Source organism: Bradyrhizobium sp. WSM4872, from assembly GCF_055811715.1.
This window is the reverse complement of sequence record NZ_JBVVPT010000010.1, coordinates 1-16,101: the sequence shown is the minus strand read 5'-3', so window position 1 is coordinate 16,101 and position 16,101 is coordinate 1. Positions and strand designations below refer to the sequence as shown.

Annotated in this window: 18 protein-coding genes; 4 read left to right on the top strand and 14 right to left on the bottom strand. The window is 64.3% G+C overall.

From position 1 onward, the window contains the following. Window positions 1–4 precede the first annotated feature (4 nt). The 5 genes from AC0L3C_RS16015 to AC0L3C_RS15995 all read right to left on the bottom strand — a co-directional run bounded on the left by AC0L3C_RS16015 (window position 5) and on the right by AC0L3C_RS15995 (window position 4,845). On the bottom strand, window positions 5–871 hold the full coding sequence (locus AC0L3C_RS16015; protein WP_473408436.1) for an efflux RND transporter periplasmic adaptor subunit: 867 nt from the start codon (window positions 869–871) through the stop codon (window positions 5–7). After that, complete coding sequence (locus AC0L3C_RS16010; protein ID WP_027517340.1) at window positions 868–1,074, bottom strand: DUF1656 domain-containing protein; 207 nt, start codon at window positions 1,072–1,074, stop codon at window positions 868–870. The genes AC0L3C_RS16015 and AC0L3C_RS16010 overlap by 4 nt, the downstream gene beginning before the upstream one ends. Next, window positions 1,071–3,122 carry an FUSC family protein gene (locus tag AC0L3C_RS16005; protein WP_473408435.1) on the bottom strand — a complete coding sequence of 684 codons (2,052 nt, stop codon included), beginning with the start codon at window positions 3,120–3,122 and terminating at the stop codon, window positions 1,071–1,073. The genes AC0L3C_RS16010 and AC0L3C_RS16005 overlap by 4 nt, the downstream gene beginning before the upstream one ends. Before the next feature lie 216 nt (window positions 3,123–3,338). After that, a complete protein-coding gene (locus AC0L3C_RS16000) occupies window positions 3,339–4,247 on the bottom strand; it encodes an amino acid ABC transporter substrate-binding protein (RefSeq protein WP_473408434.1) in 909 nt (302 codons plus the stop codon). Window positions 4,248–4,425: 178 nt separating this feature from the next. Then, window positions 4,426–4,845: a nuclear transport factor 2 family protein gene (locus AC0L3C_RS15995; RefSeq protein ID WP_473257611.1), complete on the bottom strand. Its 420-nt coding sequence runs from the start codon at window positions 4,843–4,845 to the stop codon at window positions 4,426–4,428. Window positions 4,846–4,988: 143 nt separating this feature from the next. Between AC0L3C_RS15995 and AC0L3C_RS15990 the strand changes: the two genes are divergently transcribed. Together AC0L3C_RS15990 and AC0L3C_RS15985 are read left to right on the top strand one after the other, a co-directional pair. Continuing rightward, window positions 4,989–6,230, top strand: coding sequence for an amidohydrolase family protein (locus tag AC0L3C_RS15990; RefSeq protein WP_473408433.1), 1,242 nt, complete (start codon window positions 4,989–4,991; stop codon window positions 6,228–6,230). A 213-nt stretch (window positions 6,231–6,443) separates the two neighbouring features. Further along, window positions 6,444–6,755 (top strand): hypothetical protein, encoded by a 312-nt coding sequence (locus AC0L3C_RS15985; RefSeq protein ID WP_473257615.1) that lies wholly within the window; start codon window positions 6,444–6,446, stop codon window positions 6,753–6,755. A 12-nt stretch (window positions 6,756–6,767) separates the two neighbouring features. On the opposite strand, the gene AC0L3C_RS15980 is transcribed toward AC0L3C_RS15985, so the two are convergent. The 6 genes from AC0L3C_RS15980 to AC0L3C_RS15955 form a co-directional block, all read right to left on the bottom strand. After that, window positions 6,768–7,691, bottom strand: coding sequence for a DUF1932 domain-containing protein (locus AC0L3C_RS15980; RefSeq protein ID WP_473408432.1), 924 nt, complete (start codon window positions 7,689–7,691; stop codon window positions 6,768–6,770). Next, on the bottom strand, window positions 7,691–8,560 hold the full coding sequence (locus AC0L3C_RS15975; RefSeq protein ID WP_473408431.1) for a substrate-binding domain-containing protein: 870 nt from the start codon (window positions 8,558–8,560) through the stop codon (window positions 7,691–7,693). The genes AC0L3C_RS15980 and AC0L3C_RS15975 overlap by 1 nt, the downstream gene beginning before the upstream one ends. Before the next feature lie 19 nt (window positions 8,561–8,579). Further along, window positions 8,580–9,263, bottom strand: a complete 684-nt coding sequence (locus tag AC0L3C_RS15970; protein WP_473408430.1) for a 4-carboxy-4-hydroxy-2-oxoadipate aldolase/oxaloacetate decarboxylase — start codon at window positions 9,261–9,263, stop codon at window positions 8,580–8,582. Further along, entirely contained in the window at window positions 9,260–9,973 is a 714-nt protein-coding gene (locus tag AC0L3C_RS15965; RefSeq protein WP_473257623.1) for a PIG-L deacetylase family protein, read from the bottom strand. The genes AC0L3C_RS15970 and AC0L3C_RS15965 overlap by 4 nt, the downstream gene beginning before the upstream one ends. 83 nt (window positions 9,974–10,056) lie before the next feature. Then, window positions 10,057–10,941, bottom strand: coding sequence for an amidohydrolase family protein (locus AC0L3C_RS15960; RefSeq protein ID WP_473257625.1), 885 nt, complete (start codon window positions 10,939–10,941; stop codon window positions 10,057–10,059). A 29-nt stretch (window positions 10,942–10,970) separates the two neighbouring features. After that, a complete protein-coding gene (locus AC0L3C_RS15955) occupies window positions 10,971–11,678 on the bottom strand; it encodes a TetR/AcrR family transcriptional regulator (RefSeq protein WP_473408429.1) in 708 nt (235 codons plus the stop codon). 114 nt (window positions 11,679–11,792) lie between these two features. Between AC0L3C_RS15955 and AC0L3C_RS15950 the strand changes: the two genes are divergently transcribed. Beyond that, entirely contained in the window at window positions 11,793–12,773 is a 981-nt protein-coding gene (locus AC0L3C_RS15950; protein ID WP_473257629.1) for a tripartite tricarboxylate transporter substrate binding protein, read from the top strand. A gap of 86 nt (window positions 12,774–12,859) precedes the next feature. Here AC0L3C_RS15950 and AC0L3C_RS15945 read toward each other — a convergent pair whose 3' ends face one another. After that, window positions 12,860–14,008 carry a mechanosensitive ion channel family protein gene (locus AC0L3C_RS15945; RefSeq protein ID WP_473257633.1) on the bottom strand — a complete coding sequence of 383 codons (1,149 nt, stop codon included), beginning with the start codon at window positions 14,006–14,008 and terminating at the stop codon, window positions 12,860–12,862. 127 nt (window positions 14,009–14,135) lie between these two features. Between AC0L3C_RS15945 and AC0L3C_RS15940 the strand changes: the two genes are divergently transcribed. Beyond that, entirely contained in the window at window positions 14,136–15,386 is a 1,251-nt protein-coding gene (locus AC0L3C_RS15940) for a DUF763 domain-containing protein (RefSeq protein WP_473258369.1), read from the top strand. 38 nt (window positions 15,387–15,424) lie between these two features. Here the strand turns inward: AC0L3C_RS15940 and AC0L3C_RS15935 are convergent, their stop codons facing one another. Both AC0L3C_RS15935 and AC0L3C_RS15930 read right to left on the bottom strand, forming a co-directional pair. Continuing rightward, complete coding sequence (locus AC0L3C_RS15935; RefSeq protein ID WP_473257635.1) at window positions 15,425–15,667, bottom strand: hypothetical protein; 243 nt, start codon at window positions 15,665–15,667, stop codon at window positions 15,425–15,427. Window positions 15,668–15,700: 33 nt separating this feature from the next. Continuing rightward, on the bottom strand, window positions 15,701–15,964 hold the full coding sequence (locus AC0L3C_RS15930) for a hypothetical protein (protein ID WP_035992883.1): 264 nt from the start codon (window positions 15,962–15,964) through the stop codon (window positions 15,701–15,703). Window positions 15,965–16,101 lie beyond the last annotated feature (137 nt).

Genomic DNA, 16,101 nt, shown 5'->3' with positions numbered 1-16,101 from the left:
GCGCCTAGTTCAACACCTCAACCGTCGCCGAACGCCCGGCCACCAGCGACATCCCGTCAGGCACATGATCCAGCGCGATTCGCACCGGGACGCGCTGGGCGAGGCGCACCCAGCTGAAGGTCGGGTTGACGTTGGCAAGCAGGCTGGCCCCCTCGGCACGGTCGCGATCCTCGATGCCGGCCGCGATGCTCTCGACATGACCCAGCAGCGTCACCTTCTCGCCCATCAGTCGGACCTGCACCTTGTCGCCGATACGAATGCGCGCGAGTTTCGTCTCCTCGAAATAGCCTTCGACATGCAACGTGTCGGTGTCGACCAGCGCCATCACGCCCTTCCCGGCCGTGACGTAAGCACCGGGACGCAGATTCATGTTAGTGATCACGCCGTTCACGGAGGCATGCACCTCGCTGCGATCGAGGTTGAGCTGGGCGACCGCGCGGTCGGCAACGGCCGCATCGAAAGCCGCCTTGGCCTGGAGCTGGGTGGCCAGCACCTGCTCCTGTTTCTGCTGCGACACGGCGTCGGTCGTCAGCGCGCTGTAGCGCTTCAAATCGGCATTGGCCTGATCGAGCGTAGCCTGATGACCGGCCACCGACGCATCGGCCTGCCGCAGCGCCAGCGCAAAACGCTCGCGGTCGATCTTGAACAGGACGTCACCGCGATGGACCTTCTGGTTGTCCTTGACCAACACTTCGGTCACGAAGCCCGACACATCGGGCGCGACCTGCACCACGTCGGCGCGCACCCGGCCGTCGCGGGTCCATGGCTGCTCCATGTAATAGACCCAGAGCTCGCGGCCGACAGCGAGCGCGGCGACGACGGCAAGGAGCGTCAACGCGAGGCGCCCGAGCCAGGCAACATTCCCTTTCATGCAAGATACTCCGAGAGATAGACGACGACGCCGAGAATGCAGACATAGATCGCGAAATCGAACAGCGCGCGGTGCCAGACCAGCCGGTAAAGATCAAAGCGCTGCATGAAGCGGCGCAGCAGAGCACTCAGTGCGTAGGCGATGATGATCCACAACAGCAGCGCTGGCACGAGCACACCGTAGATATCGATCACGTATCTCACGCCGCAACACTCTCGCCTGCCCGCGGCCGATAGGCCGGTGCGTCCGGAAACAGGCCGCGCCTTATGCCGACGAGGCCGACCAGAGCGTCCTCGCGCGCCTTTCCGTTGGGATCCTTCACCGCCCGGGCCAGTGCCCGATCGACGCTTGTCAGAAGTTCGGCCGGCATTCCATCACCCGCATATCTGCGGCAGGCGATGGCGAGCTGATCGAGCATGTCGTCGATCACGGCAATGGTGGATGCCGCAAGCCCGTAGCGGGCGCGCCGCAGATCGATGATGTTGATTCCGATACGAAGCTGGACCAGGCTCTCGGCGTCGCGGCGGTCACTCTCGGAGAGAAACGCGATTCGCTGCACCAGAAGGCCGAGCCGGTGCAGCATCAGGCCCGCGAACTCCGCGCGATCCCGCTTGCCGCGCCGTTCGGCGGCGACCGCGAGCGCCGTCCAGTTCGACAGCACCAGGCGGTTGGCGATCCACTCCGCCCCCACCCCACGCGCGATCCGCGTCACCAGCTCGGCAATGATGACACCGACGAAGAAGGCGACAGCGGAATTTGCGTAGGACGCGAAATCCGCGCTGTAGGTCGATTGCAGCGCCAGCAGCGTCGCCGTGTTGGCTGCGAGCGCCATGCCGGTTCCGGTCGTTGCGGGCCTTGCAATCAGCAAGCCATAGAGGAGGAATGTTGGCGCGAGCGCGGCGACCAAAACCTCGAGATGCGAGATCGCGGGCACCAGCGCAAAAAGGTAGATCGCCACGACGACAATGGCGACCAGGGACCACAGGCCAAAACTGCGGATGAAGCGCGCGGGGTCGTCCTGCGCGGCGAAGAACGAACAGGCGACGGCCGCCATCATCGGCGCCGACGCGCCGTCCGGCCAGCCGGTACCGATCCAGAACGCGCAGCAGATCAGGATGGCCGCCGACGCGCCGGCAGCCGACCACAGGGCAAGGCCGCGATCCCTATGGCGCACCGGCGCGGCACCTGCTTCGGATTGGAAATCCAGATCGAGGGTCGAGACGTTCCGGTTCTCGACGATCGCTTCCGTCAGGGCGCGGCAATCGCTCGAGAGGTCGACCAGCTCGCGCAGCCGCGACAACAGGCTGGTGACGATGATCCGCTCCCAGGACGCGCTGTCGTCGAGGACCGCCTGCTGCCGTGCGATCATGGCGCGAATCCGCTCGGCCGGCTGCCGTTCGTTGGCGTCGCTCGTGATCCATCCCGCGAGATCTTCCAGGAGCCGCCCCAGCTCGGGTTGCCGCCTCAACGCCTCCTCGCCCAGCGCGGCGAGCCGGTCCTCGAGCGAAGCGATCACCGGCAAAAGCATCAGCATGCGAAGCCGGATTTCACCCAGTCCGACGACGGCATTGCGGTCGGTCAACCGGTCATAAGCAAGATGGGTGGAGAGCGTGTCGATTTCGACGATGTCGGTCGCAAGCTTGATGCGCTTGCCGCGGCGGGTTTCGTTCGTCCCGTGGCGCAGCAGGACGACTTGACTTAGGCGCTGCGCGTCCGCCACCCAATTCTCGATCCGATTGGCAACAGCCGGCGCGACGCTGCGCGGAAAGACGATGGTCGAAACCAGGCTGGCGCAGATGATGCCGAGCGAAATTTCCTCGAGCCTTGCCACCGCGGTTTCGAAGATGGCGCCCGGCTCGGACACCGAGGGAAAGCCGATCAGCGCCACCGTGTACCCGGCCAGCATGAAGACGTAGCTGCGCGGTGTGCCGTCGAGCAGCGAGAGATAAAGACAGAGCCCGACCCAGAGTGCGATCGCGAGGCACAGCAGCTCGGGTGCATCGATCAGGTTGGGGACCAGCGCCACCGTCGTGATCGCGCCGACCAGCGTGCCCATCACGCGGAAGAACGCCTTCGAACTGGTCGCCCCCGCCAGCGGCTGCGAGGTGATGTATACGGTCGCCATCGCCCAATAAGGCCGCGGCAGATCCATTGCCAGCGCGATGACGAGCGCCAGGATCGACGCGGCGAACGTCTTCAAAGCGAAAATCAGGTCCGCGTGGCGGACCAGGAAGGGTTCATTTGCGCGCATGGCTATTTCGCTTCGGCGTCGGTCTTGGCGGCTTGCCCACCGTTCTATGCGCTGGAGAGTCGCGAAGGTGACCGCAAGTTCCTCGGGGCCGATATCATGCAGCAGGCTGGCCCGCCCCCGGCCGGACCCGGGGCGCGGCGGGGGTTCCCGACGGCCTACTGACATCTCGGCGGACCGCTCGCGCGCGACACGCCTCCGGCGGCGACAGTCCTCGCCTCAATTGACGACGTACACATCCGGATCGAAGCTGGAGCTCGGCTTCTTGAAGGCGTTGCGCAAGGCGCCCGACATGGGGACGTTGTAGTTGAGGCCGTTCGGTGGCGTCGGCGATTGCAGCCACTTCTTGTAGAGGACCTCGATCTCCTGGCTCGCGTATAGCTCCGCCGTTGCGCGGTCGGCGAGCGCCTTGAACGGCGCGTCCTCCCGCCGCAGCATGATCCCGTAAGGCTCAGGCTTCGAGAACGTCTCCTCGCTGATCATGAACAGCTGCGGCTCCTTCGAGCGCGCGATCGCGACCGCGAGCTGCACGTCGTCGAGCGCGTAGGCCTGGGCGCGGTCGGTTTCCAGCAACAGGAAGGCCTCGGCCTGGTCCTTGGCCGGCATCACATTGATGCCGAGATTGCGCTCCGTGTTGACCTTGGCGAGCTGCGTCAGATTGACCGATCCGGCCACCGCGGTCACCGCTCTGCCCTTGAGATCGTCGATGGTGTTGATCTTTGCGGCTTTCTTGGCCGCAAATCGCGTTGCGCTGAGGAAGTGCGTGTTGGTGAAGGCGACCTGCTTCTGGCGATCGGCATTGTTGGTGGTCGCCGAGCAATGCAGGTCGAGCGTCCCGTTGACCATCAGCGGAATCCGGTTCGACGACGTCACGGCGATGGTGTCGACGGCGATGTCGGGCATGCCGAGCTGCTTCTTCACGGCATCCACGATTCTCAGGCAGATATCCATGGCAAAGCCGACCGGCTTCTGGTTGCCGTCGAGATAGCTGAACGGGACCGAGGCCTCCTGATAGCCCAGCGTGATCTTCTTGGTCTCTTTGACCTTCTGAAGCGTACCCGACAGGTCTTCGGCGGAGGCGGCAGTTGCAAGGCATGTGAGGGCCAGGACAAGGGTGGGTAAACGCATCGGGAACTCCTCGAGGAGGCTCGCGCCTCCATGCCGGGCGCAGCAATCGCGCCGTTGATAGCGCAGGCGCGCGACAGCCGCCAGACGAGCTTGCGTCTATCAGCTATCGCGGCTTGCGATACGGTGACCGGCCGTTTGTCTCCGTGGAGTCAGGGCGGCTCAACCGCCAGGATGGCGCTTACGCGTCGATACCGCGCTGGACCAGGATGCGCTCGGCGCTGTCGTTCCAGACATCCATCTTGGTGATCTGGCCATTCCGGACCACGAAGCGGTCGACATAGCGGTTGCCCTCGAACGCGGTCCCATCCATCCATTCGCCGTAGAGCGTGCCGACGCTGTAGACCACGGTCTCGCCGTCGCCCGGGCAGATATCGAACCGATCCATCTTCTTCTTGACCCAGCGGTAGCGCTTGGCGTTGAACCCGGTCGGGCCGCGCGGATGATCGAACTCGCGCCCGCCGGTAAAGGTGATCACCGTGCCCGGCGCCATATAGGCCGCGGCGGCGTCCGGATCGGGGATCATCGATGCCGTGAGATAGGCTTCCACGATCTCGGCGTCGGACGACGGACCGGCTTCGGCTTTTGCGGCAACGGACATGGCTCGTTCTCCCCGGTTTCCGGAATACTAACGCCGCTCTCGGGGAATACGTGCATATATTTTGAACATTTCCGTCGCTACACTGCCGACAATCTGGAGCCGCCAAACGCGGCTGAATGCACTAAATTCCTTCCGCAAGAGCCATGATCACCCAATCCGCCTTTGACCTCATTTTTCGCAACGCCTTGCTGCGTGGTGCCGCCGACCCGATGGACATCGGCGTCACGCGCGGCCGGATCACCGCTATCGAACCGACGCTCGCCTGCGAGGCCGTCGAGGTCGATATCGGCGGGCGCCTCGCCCTGCCCGGCTTCGTTGACAGCCACATCCATCTCGACAAGGCCTGCCTGCTCGGCCGCTGCGGGCATGGTCACGGCAGCGTCTCGGAAGCGATCCGCGCCGTCGCCGGGATGAAGAAGGACTTCACGGTAGAGGACGTATATGAACGCGGCGCCAGGGTGCTCGAACGTGCCATCGTCCACGGCACCACGCGCATGCGCACCCATGTCGAGATCGACCCGCGCATCGGGTTGCGCGGCTTCGAGGCGGTGAAGGCGCTGAAGCGTGACTATGCCTGGGCGATCGACCTGTCGCTCTGTGTCTTTCCTCAGGAAGGCCTCACCAACGATCCCGGCAGCGAGGAGCTTCTGGTCCAGGCGCTGCGTGACGGCAGCGAGGTGATCGGCGGCTGCCCCTACACCGACAGCGACCCGAACGCACATCTCGCCCGCATCTTCGAGCTAGCGCAGGAATTCGACTTCGATGTCGATCTCCATCTCGATTTCGATCTCGATCCCTCCTGGTGGCACCTCGACGAGGTCTGCCGGCAGACCGAGCGGCGCAACTACGGGGGTCGCGTGGCAATCGGCCATGCGACGAAACTCTCCGCACTGCCACCGGAGCGGCTGAAGGCTGCTACCGCGCAACTGGCCAAGGCCGGCGTTGCCGTCACCGTGCTGCCGGCAACCGATCTCTATCTGATGGGGCGCGAGGCGACCCACAACGCGCCGCGTGGGCTGACGCTCGCCCACAAGCTCGCTGGCGAAGGCGTGGTGTGCTCCATCGCGACCAACAACGTGCTCAATCCCTTCACGCCGTTCGGTGATGCCTCACTCCTGCGAATGGCGAATTTCTACGCCAACGTCGCGCATGCCTCGGTCAACGACTTCGATACCTGCCTTGATCTCGTGACCGAGCTGCCGGCGCGGCTGATGAACCTCGGGGATTACGGCATCAAGGTTGGGAATCCGGCCGATCTCGTCCTGCTCGATACGCAGGACAGCCGCTTCGCCATCGCCGAACTGCCGGATATCGTGATGGGCTTCAAGAGCGGCCGGCAGACTTTTGCGCGTCAACGGCCCACTCTGTTCAGCCCCGGCTGCTGATCCGCTCTCGATGCATATCTGCATTGAAGGGCGGCTTATTTCCGAGCAGCTTCCGTTCGATGTTACCGCTGATCGTTTCGCAATTCCGAATCCGGTAGATTCCCGGATAGTAGATTCTTGCTGATTCCCGATAGCTGCGCGCATTGCAAGTCCCGCGGTGCCGGTCATAGTAGGACCGGCACTGATGTCTGCATTCAACGGGGAAGCATCGACATGTTCAGCGCATTCAGCGGCATCGACACTCACTCCATTCGAGCGAGAACGCCCAGCGAGGCCGCGGTGAAGCGGCTCGACGGCATCGGGCACGTCCTGTCGGACCTCGATCTGGCGGGCGTCCGGACACAGGATGACCTGACGCGCATGCTCCTGACGCTCGATACGGCCGACAAGTGTATTCGATCGATCCGCGCAGAATTCCGGACCGAAGTCGCGAACGATCGGCTGGCCCGCAAGGCCGAAGACTTGATGGAGTTGATCGAACGCGCCCGCGACGAGTTCACGGGCTGTCGCACGCCAAAGTCCTGAGCAGAAGCCGCCCTATTTCTCGCGATTGATCTTCGCCAGGATTCGGTCCGCCTCGGTGCGCCAATCAGCGCTGCGGGCGAACTCCTCGGTGCCTTTCGTTCCGAACAGGCCCTCATCGGCAAGGTCCGCCACCCAGGCCTGCCGCTCGGCGGTGCCCTGCGCGGACCACGGCGTCAGCCCCGCTTCACGCACAGTCTCGGCGACCTCGCGCACTTCCTCGGCGCGGCGGCGGCCATGCTCGATCACGCGCTGGAAGCAATAAGCGCCCTGCTTCTCCCAATCGATCGTGGGAAAGGTTTCCGCCAGCGAAGCCAGTACCGCATCCTCGACGCCATAGGCGCGCGCGGTGGTGAAGCTTTCGATGACCATGGCCTCCAGGCCCTTGATCATGATGCTGCGACACATCTTCACCGCCGATGAAACACCGAGCTTGTCGCTCGCAACCTTGGCCGCAAAACCGATCGCGTTCAAAAGCGGCTCCAGCTCCCTGGCGCCGGGACCACCGAGCAGCAGCGGCACCTTGATCCGATAAGGCGGCACCGACGTCATGACCGCGCCCTCGACATAGCGTCCGGCGGCGGCATCGATCAGCGCGGCGGCGCGCTGCTTGGCGCCGGGAGACGCCGAATTGAAATCCAGGAACCAGGTGCCCTGATTGATCGCGGCCGCGCAGGCCTTCGCCACCGGCACGGCCTGGCTGGCGGTGACCGCGGAGACGATGAAATCGGATTTAGCGGTCAGCTCAGAGTGCGAGGCTGCGAGCCAGACACCGAATTTTTCAGCATGCTCCTGCAGCGAACCGCCCTGCTCGCCTCCGAGCTTGATGTCATAGGCAGAGACCTTGATGTCCTGCTGGCGCAGATCCTCGGCCAGAATCCTGCCGACCTCGCCGTAACCGACCAGTCCGATCTGCCATCGTCTTGGATCACCCGCCATCAGTTCAATCCTCGCGTCGTCTCGTCGAACAGCTCCTCGACCGCGTAGCGGCGCGGGATCAGCGCCTGCTGGAACGCATAGTCCACGATCAGCTCCAGCGGCTTCCTGTTAGCTTCGATTCCGAACGGAACAAGGTCCGGCATTGCCGCCGGTCCCGCCTGCACCTTGCTCCGCTTGAGGAGATCATAAATGCCCGAAACCACGTCAGGACGCGATTTCGCCAGCTGCTCGGTCACGACCACGAAATGATTGACCGGCACGACGCCGCGACGGGCGTACCATTTGGCGGCTTCCGCGGCCGGATCGGAAAATAGCGGCTTCAGCTTGGGATCATCAGAGGCCTCGCCAAGGACTGCATCGAGCTCGCCGTCGATCAGCATCTGCAAGATCTTCTTGCCATTCGGCGCGCGCTCGGTGATGTCGACATATTCGGCGACGTGCGGATCCTCGAACGTGACCCAGCGGATCTTGTCGAGATTGACGCCGTAATCGTTGGCAAGGATGCCCCTGATCCAGGCGCCCGTCGTGGTCGTGAACGAGCGGATGCCGACGCGCTTGCCTTCCAGATCGGACGGCCCAAGCGTTCCACGCGCAGGATTATAGAGCGCATAGGAATGCTGGAAACGGCCGAGCATGGTGGCAGGCAGCAGCACCAGCGGCTTGCCATGCGCCTTCGCCATCAGATAGGTGACAATCGCCATCTCGCAGACGTCGAAGGCCTGCTCGCGCACCATCGGCTTGAACGCGGTGTTGGTTGGCGTGTATTCGATGAAGTCGAGATCGAAGCGGTCGGAGCGCAGCTCGCCGCTCTTCACCGCCTGGACGTGGGGGTGATTGCCGAGCACGGCCTTCAGCTTGAGACGATCCATCGGCCCGCTCCGCTTCTCTTCAGACATCCTCGGGATTGTCGACATAGACGAGCCCCGCCTTCGCCAAGGCCTCGCGCATGCAGTACATGTCGAGGCCCAGCTCGCCCGAAGCCAGCCGCGTGCGCTTGCCGCCTTCCTCCGCGTTGCGCTTCTTCGCCTTCGCGGCGACCTCGGCCGCGTAGCGCTTCGGTACCACCACGACGCCGTCGTCATCGGCTACGATGATGTCGCCAGGATCGACGTTGACGCCGGCGCAGACCACGGGGACATTGACCGAGCCGAGCGTCGCCTTCACTGTCCCCTTGGCCGAGACCGCGCGCGACCACACCGGAAACTTGATCTCGTGCAGTGCACTGACGTCGCGGCAGCCGGCATCGATGATCAGCCCCTGTACGCCGCGCGCCCGCAACGAGGTTGCGAGCAGCTCACCGAACATGCCGTCGGTGTTGTCGGTGGTACAGCCGACGACGAGGATGTCGCCCTTCCTGCACTGCTCGACCGCGACATGGATCATCCAGTTGTCGCCGGGCTGCGCCAGTACGGTGACCGCGGGGCCGGCGATCGCCGCGCCGACCCAGACCGGCCGCAGATACGGCTTCATCAGGCCGAGCCGACCATAGGCCTCGTGCACGGTCGAGACGCCGTACTCCGCCATGGCAGCGGGATCGGCTCGCTCAATGTTGCGAACGACGACCGGCTTCATGCCAGCTCCTCCGCTACCGTCGGGAACAAGCGCTGATAGGCCTCGCCATACGTCATGGGAACGCCGGTGTTACGGCTGCCCTGGATGCCGCGGTTGAGCGCGACACGCTCGTAGTAGCCCCAGAGATGTCTTTGCGCGGCGAGGATCTGGAACGCCTCGTACTTCTCCTTCCAGACCTCGTCGATCTTGAGGAGCAGGTCCGGCTTGTAGTTGCACTGCTCGGGCTGGTGCGGCTCGAACAAAAACACCGGCGGCGCAGAGTATTTGTACTGCGCGCCGGGCTTGTGGCCCATGGCCTGCGCGACCACGCGGGTCTCCTGCGCGAAATGCGCGGCGTTCGGATGGTCAAAATTATAGGGGTCCTCCAGCGCGTGCGTCAGCACGAAGCTCGGATTGAGCTCGCGGTAGATGTCGACCATGCGGTCGAAATGCGCTTCCGTCAGCTTCAGCGGATAGTCCCCGCAATCGAAGAACTCTATCTCGGCGCCGAGCAGCTTGGCAGCCCGCTCCGCCTCGTCCTTGCGGCCGGCCTTGACCGATTCCAGCGTCGCGCCCTTCTCCTTCCAGGCGAACTGGCTCTCGCCGCGCTCGCCGTAGGACATGCAGACGATCTTCATGCGATAGCCCTTCTTCGCATGCAGCGCGATGGCGCCGCCAGCGCGCCAGACGAAGTCGCCGGGATGGGCGGTGACTACGAGACCTGTTTTCATGGGACAAACTCCCCTCTTCTGTTCGTCAACGTCATAAGTTCATCAAGCGACGCGGCCGCGCGGCTTGTCGATCGCAAGCGCCGTCATTGGTCGAACTCGAACAGGCGCGCTGGATTATCGACGAGGATCTTCTGCTGATACTCCGGCTCCGGCGCGAACAGCGGGATCAGGTCGACGAGATCGCCGTCGTTCGGCATCGTCTTGACGTTGGGATGTGGCCAATCGGTGCCCCAGATGACCCGGTCGGGTGCGGTCTCGACGATCTTTCGCGCGAACGGCACGGCATCGGTGAACGGCGGACCGGCCGATGACACTCGTTCCGAGCCGCAGATCTTGACCCAGCACTTCTCGTCGCGCTGCATCAGCTCGATCAGGATCCTGAACGGAAGCTGATCGAGCCCTTCGGACGCCTTCACCCGTCCCATATGGTCAATCGTGTAGCTCAGCGGCAGCCTGGTCAGCATATCGGCGTATTCGGGCAGGTCGATCGCGTCGAAATGCAGGTCGATGTGCCAGCCGAGCGGCGCGACCATCGCGACGATACGGTCGAACACCCGCTTGTCGGGAACGCCGCCGAGATGGCGGACGAAATTGAAGCGGCAGCCGCGGAAGCCGCCCTCGTGCAGCACGCGGAGCCCGGGCTCGGTGATGGTGTCGTCGATATTGGCAACCGCGCGATAGGCCCCCTTGCTCTGCGCGATAGCGTCGAGCGCCACCGTATTGTCGGTGCCATGCACACTGGCATTGACGATGACGGCACGTCCAACGCCGAGCTTGGCATGTAACGCGCGGAAATCCGCGAGCGGCGCATCCGGCGGCGTGTAAGAACGGTCCGGCGCGTAAGGGTATTTCGCGCCGGGCCCGAAGATGTGGCAATGCGCATCGCATGCCAGCTTCGGCAGCTTGAACTTCGGCGTGCGCGTGTTCGGGTTGGGCGGCGGAATGGTCGGCGTGTACATCATTGCCATCAGATAAACCGCCGAACGGGACCGCGTCTTTAAGTCTTGCTGCCGACGACCGACCGTCGCCGTGCTGGCGCCTGATCCAGCGCCGGTGCCTGGAACGCGGCCACGGTGGCTTGCACCAATTGCTCGATGGCGATGGCGGCATCGCTGCCGTCGGCCTCGCCGCGCGACAGGCGCGAGACGCGATCCGGCGTCACCAGCGAATAATAGAGTGCGCCGAGCAGGAAGTGGCTACGCCAGACGATATCGGTGCGCGGAACGTGCGGCAGGCTTTCGTGGATCGCGTCGATGAAGGCGTGACTGGTGTCGTCAAACGTCTGCGCGATGATTTTTCGCGCGACCTCGTTGCCCTCCGCAGACATCACCGCGCGCAGCCGCGTGAACCGCGCCCCACCCCCGGCAAGATCGCTGCCCGAGGTGAAGGCCGGCACAACATAGGCCCGCACCACTGCTTCGAGCCGGTCCTGGAGATCACGCACGCGTTTGGCGGCCGCGAGCAGCTCGGAACGACGCAAGTTCATCGGCCCGCAATGGCGCCGGTAGATCTCCAGCAGCAGGCCGTCCTTGGTCTTGAAATGATAGGTGACGCTGCCGGGATTGGCGCCGGCGGCCTGCGCGATATCGCGCACCGACACGGCGTTGAAGCCGTTGGTAGCGAATAACTCCTCGGCCGCGGCGAGAATCGCCTCGCGCATGTTCGGCTTGCGGGCCGTTTCCTTGCTGGCGGGGTTGCGCATCATATGATTTGTACTATCGTACAAAAGATCAGGTCTCGTCAACAAAAACCGTGGGCGGCGTCCGGACGGCTCGAAAGAGCGACGGTTCGCGCAGACGCCCGCAAGGAGTGCTGGAAAATGCTGGGTTTGAACAAGAAGATCGGCGGCTTGATGCTGGGTGCCGGTCTGCTGCTGGCGGGCGGCGGCGCCGAGGCCGCCGACAACTATCCGAGCAAGCCGGTTCACATCCTGGTGCCCTACGCGGCCGGCGGCGCGGTCGACGTGCTCGCGCGCACGCTCGCACAGGCATTGGCGAAGACCTGGAGCCAGCAGCCGGTGGTCGACAACCGCCCCGGCGCCGGCGGCATCGTCGCCTCGCAGGCCCTGACGCAGGCCGCCCCCGACGGCTACACGCTGATCCTGGTCGCGAGCGGTCATCCCCTCAATCAGTTCATTTATCCGAGCGTACCCTACGATACGTTTAGGGATTTTACCGCGATCACCGAGGTCGCCTCCTCACCGCTCGCGATCGTCGTCGCCAAGGACAGCCCCTACAAGACGCTCGGCGATCTCCTCGCTGCGGCGAAGAAGGACCCTGACAAGCTTTCCTACGGCATGTCCGGCAACGGCACCTCGGCGCATCTCGCCGGTGAGCTGTTGAAATACATGTCCGGCACCAAGATCGTCGCGATCCCCTACAAAGGCGGCGCCCCCGCGCTGACTGCCGTGATCGCCGGCGACATCCCGCTCAGCATCAATCCACTTGCGGAGGCCATCAGCCAGATCGAAGGCGGCCCGGTGCGCGCACTCGCGGTGACCTCGGCCGAGCGCTCGAAGGCGCTGCCCAATGTTCCGACCATCGCCGAGTCGGGTGTGCCGGGTTACGACGTCTCCGTCTGGTGGGGCGTTCTCGGCCCGGCGAAAATGCCGCCGGAGATCGTGGCAAAGCTCGAAACCGATCTGAAGGCGGCGTTGCAGGACCCGAACGTACTGTCGACGCTCGGCAAGATCGGCGCGGCCCCGGTCGGTTCTTCGTCGAGGGAATTCGACGCCTACATGCATGCCGAGGCGATCAAATGGGAGCCGGTGCTGAAGGCCGCCGACATCCGCGCGCAATGAGGTGCTTCGGATGAGGACCGGCGCGCTGGACACGATCCAGCGCCAGGCCGGATCGCGCGGCGCCACGGGGGCGACGCGCGAGTAGGTCAATTGCGTGCGCTCGCCCGCCTCTTCTCTGGCGGCGCGGGACGCCGCACGAAATCGGCTTCATCGTCGCCTCCCCCCGATGGGATCAGGATCGCGCGCTCGCGCGGCAGCGCTTCCGGCATCTCGTCGCGGATGAAGGCGATGAGCTTCTCCCTCATCTCGCAGCGCAGGTCCCAGGACTGCGGCGCGTTCCTGGCGCTGACGAGGGCGCGGAGCTCGATGGTGCGCGAATCCGCATCGACTACCTGGAGGTTGACCACCTCGCCGTCCCAGAGCTTGGACTCCTTCACTGCTTCTTCCAGCCAGCGCCGGATCCGCGGCACGTCGGCACGATAATCGACATGGAACGCAATCACGCCGATCAGGGACGCGGTGTCGCGGGTCCAGTTCTGGAATGGCTTTTCGATGAAATAGGACAGCGGCACCACCATGCGGCGCCAGTCCCACAGCCGGATCACCACATAGGTCGAGGCAATGTCCTCGACCCAGCCCCACTCGTTCTCGATGATCACGGCATCCTCGATGCGGATCGGCTGGGTGATCGCGATCTGCATGCCCGCGATCAGATTGCTCAGCAGCGGTCGGGCGGCAAGACCAACGATGATACCCGCGGCACCGGCGGAGGCGAACAGGCTGACGCCATATTGCCTGACCGAGTCGAACGTCATCAGCGCGGTCGACACCGTGATGATGACAATGATGATATCGGCGACGCGCTTGAAGACGCGGACCTGGGTGACGTGCTTGCGCGCGACAAAATTCTCGGTGACGTCGCGAAAGTTCAGGAGATACCGTGCCGCGCTCATATCGACGATCCGGATCGAGATCCAGCCGATCAGCGCGATGAAGGCGACGACGAACAGGCGCGTCAGCGGCGTGCGGAAGGCATCGTCCAGCGGCGCGAGCGGCAGCACCAAGGCTACGGCGGCAAGACTGAGGGCCAACTGAGCAGGGCCCGCCGTGCGCGCGATGAACACGCTCACGAGCGGAAGACGGGTTCCGAAGGCGCGGTTGAACAGCCAAACCGAGAGGCGATAGATCGACAGGGCCATCAGAATAGCGCCAGCGACCAGACAGAGGCCGACGAACCACGACGGTATCCACCCGAACATCCTGTCGATGTCGGCCAAAATGGTCTGCCGATTCATTAAAGTCCCCGCATTTGCATTCGCGCTTGCCGCTCAACGCATTACAGCGTGGTTCGCTCCCCCGCTCTGTGCAATGCAGCATCCCTCTAGTGCAATCATCGCCGAACTGCGCTATTTCTGGTCAATCATGACTCGACGGACCGGCAGCGCCGATCTTCCCCTTCACACCGGCCGGGTTCCACCCTGGCTGGCGACCCGCATGTCTTCGCTCGGCGCGATCGTCACGCAGGCGATCGTGCATCACTACGGACGCGATGCATTCCTCCAGCGGCTCTCGCACCCGTTCTGGTTCCAGTCCTTCGGCGCCGTGATGGGGATGGATTGGCATTCCTCTGGCATCACAACCTCCGTGATCGGGGCGCTGAAGCGCGGGTTGGGACCGCTCCAGGATGAGCTCGGAATCTACGTCTGCGGCGGCCGTGGCCAGCACTCGCGCAAGACCCCGGACGAACTGATGCAGCTCGGCGATCGCGTCGGCTTCGACGGCGCAAAGCTCACGCGTGCGAGTCGCCTCGTGGCCAAGGTTGACAGCGCGGCGGTCCAGGACGGCTTTGACCTTTACCTCCACGGGTTCTTCGTCACTTCCGACGCCAAATGGACTGTGGTGCAGCAGGGCATGAACGGCGACAAGCGGCAGGCCCGCCGTTATCACTGGCATTCCGAGGCCTTGAAGAGTTTTGTCGATACCCCGCACAGCGCGATCGACGGGCCGCTGCAGGGCGAGATCGTCAATCTCACCGACCATCGCGCCGAGATCTCGCGCGCCGCGCAGCTTGAGCTTCTGAGCGATCTCGGCCCGGACCGCATCCTTTCAGAATTCGAGCGGCTGACCGGGACTGCGCCCGAGCCCGCGCAGGGGATGCTGCCGCACCTGATCATGCCCGCGCATCACGACGTCCGGCCGAAGGATGTGTTCGCGCGTCGCCTGCACGGCACACTCGCGGCCGCGGCCGAACGCGGCCCGGTCGACTTTCCGGAGCTGCTGCTGACGCCCGGCGTTGGCGCGCGCACCGTCCGTTCCCTGGCGATGGTGGCCGAGGTGGTGCACGGCGCGCCCTACCGCTTCAACGATCCCGCCCGCTTCTCGCTCGCCCATGGCGGCAAGGACCGGCACCCCTACCCCGTTCCGATCAAGGTCTATGACGAAACTATTCGCGTGCTGAAGGGGGCGATCCAGAACGCAAAGCTCGGGCGCGAGGATGAGATGCAGGCCATCAAGCGCCTCGACGACCAGGCGCGGCGGCTGGAGCGCACCGCGCGCGGGCCGTCGGTCGATGCGTTCATCACCGGCGAGCGTGCCGCCTCACCCGATCTCGACGGCCGCTCCGTGTTCGGCTGGGAACGCGAGATGGCATCGACAAAAAAGCGGACCGGCTGAAGACCGGTCCGCGAGTTTAGCCGGGAGGAACGCCGCTCTCACGTCTCGTCGGTGCCCGGCTCCTCGTCGAGCCGGTTGGCCGAGTGATCCTGATATTGATCTGTCTGGATCGCCTTGCCGTCCATGCCGCGAATGTCGGAATGCTGCTTCTTGTCGCGGTTGGACAGGACCATGTTGTCGCCGATCTTGTCCTTGGGCACGTCCGTCATGGCGCCGGTGCCGTCGCCCTTGCCGTGCATGCCCGATCTGAAATGCGTCTTGCTGCCATGACCACCTGGCATCTTTTTCTCCTCTTGCTTTGATAGCCGTGAAGCTCAGTGCTTCTGCTGTGCCGGCGTCGGTTTCGGCGGCTTGTGGCCGCTCTGGCCGGTATCGTTGTGTTTGTTGTGATCGCTTTCCTGGTTGAGGCCGCCCCGGCTCACCGGAAATTCACTCTGCCGCGCCTCAGGTCGCGCGCGATGGACGGCCGTGTCCTCCGGATTGTGGCCGATGGCCTGGTCAAGCTCTCGCGCGTCCGGAACATCCGGCTTGCGCTCGAGGATGCGAACCTGTTGCTCGTGGGTCTTCTTGCCTTGCATGCTCGTCCTCCGGAGCTATCGGTCTCGTCGGCGCGCGCCACAGCGCGCGCCGTCCTATTCGATGCCGCCACTGGCGTTGACCTCGTTGTCGACCACGCCGGCGATCGTGTTATCGCCCCCACCGGCCGCGAGGTCCG

Bases quoted from the DNA above. Each gene is read 5' to 3' on its own strand.
- AC0L3C_RS16015 (WP_473408436.1), bottom strand. From the start codon at position 871: ATGAAAGGGAATGTTGCCTGGCTCGGGCGCCTCGCGTTGACGCTCCTT.
- AC0L3C_RS16005 (WP_473408435.1), bottom strand. From the start codon at position 3,122: ATGCGCGCAAATGAACCCTTCCTGGTCCGCCACGCGGACCTGATTTTC.
- AC0L3C_RS16000 (WP_473408434.1), bottom strand. From the start codon at position 4,247: ATGCGTTTACCCACCCTTGTCCTGGCCCTCACATGCCTTGCAACTGCC.
- AC0L3C_RS15995 (WP_473257611.1), bottom strand. From the start codon at position 4,845: ATGTCCGTTGCCGCAAAAGCCGAAGCCGGTCCGTCGTCCGACGCCGAG.
- AC0L3C_RS15990 (WP_473408433.1), top strand. From the start codon at position 4,989: ATGATCACCCAATCCGCCTTTGACCTCATTTTTCGCAACGCCTTGCTG.
- AC0L3C_RS15985 (WP_473257615.1), top strand. From the start codon at position 6,444: ATGTTCAGCGCATTCAGCGGCATCGACACTCACTCCATTCGAGCGAGA.
- AC0L3C_RS15980 (WP_473408432.1), bottom strand. From the start codon at position 7,691: ATGGCGGGTGATCCAAGACGATGGCAGATCGGACTGGTCGGTTACGGC.
- AC0L3C_RS15975 (WP_473408431.1), bottom strand. From the start codon at position 8,560: ATGGATCGTCTCAAGCTGAAGGCCGTGCTCGGCAATCACCCCCACGTC.
- AC0L3C_RS15970 (WP_473408430.1), bottom strand. From the start codon at position 9,263: ATGAAGCCGGTCGTCGTTCGCAACATTGAGCGAGCCGATCCCGCTGCC.
- AC0L3C_RS15965 (WP_473257623.1), bottom strand. From the start codon at position 9,973: ATGAAAACAGGTCTCGTAGTCACCGCCCATCCCGGCGACTTCGTCTGG.
- AC0L3C_RS15960 (WP_473257625.1), bottom strand. From the start codon at position 10,941: ATGGCAATGATGTACACGCCGACCATTCCGCCGCCCAACCCGAACACG.
- AC0L3C_RS15955 (WP_473408429.1), bottom strand. From the start codon at position 11,678: ATGATGCGCAACCCCGCCAGCAAGGAAACGGCCCGCAAGCCGAACATG.
- AC0L3C_RS15950 (WP_473257629.1), top strand. From the start codon at position 11,793: ATGCTGGGTTTGAACAAGAAGATCGGCGGCTTGATGCTGGGTGCCGGT.
- AC0L3C_RS15945 (WP_473257633.1), bottom strand. From the start codon at position 14,008: ATGAATCGGCAGACCATTTTGGCCGACATCGACAGGATGTTCGGGTGG.
- AC0L3C_RS15940 (WP_473258369.1), top strand. From the start codon at position 14,136: ATGACTCGACGGACCGGCAGCGCCGATCTTCCCCTTCACACCGGCCGG.
- AC0L3C_RS15935 (WP_473257635.1), bottom strand. From the start codon at position 15,667: ATGCCAGGTGGTCATGGCAGCAAGACGCATTTCAGATCGGGCATGCAC.
- AC0L3C_RS15930 (WP_035992883.1), bottom strand. From the start codon at position 15,964: ATGCAAGGCAAGAAGACCCACGAGCAACAGGTTCGCATCCTCGAGCGC.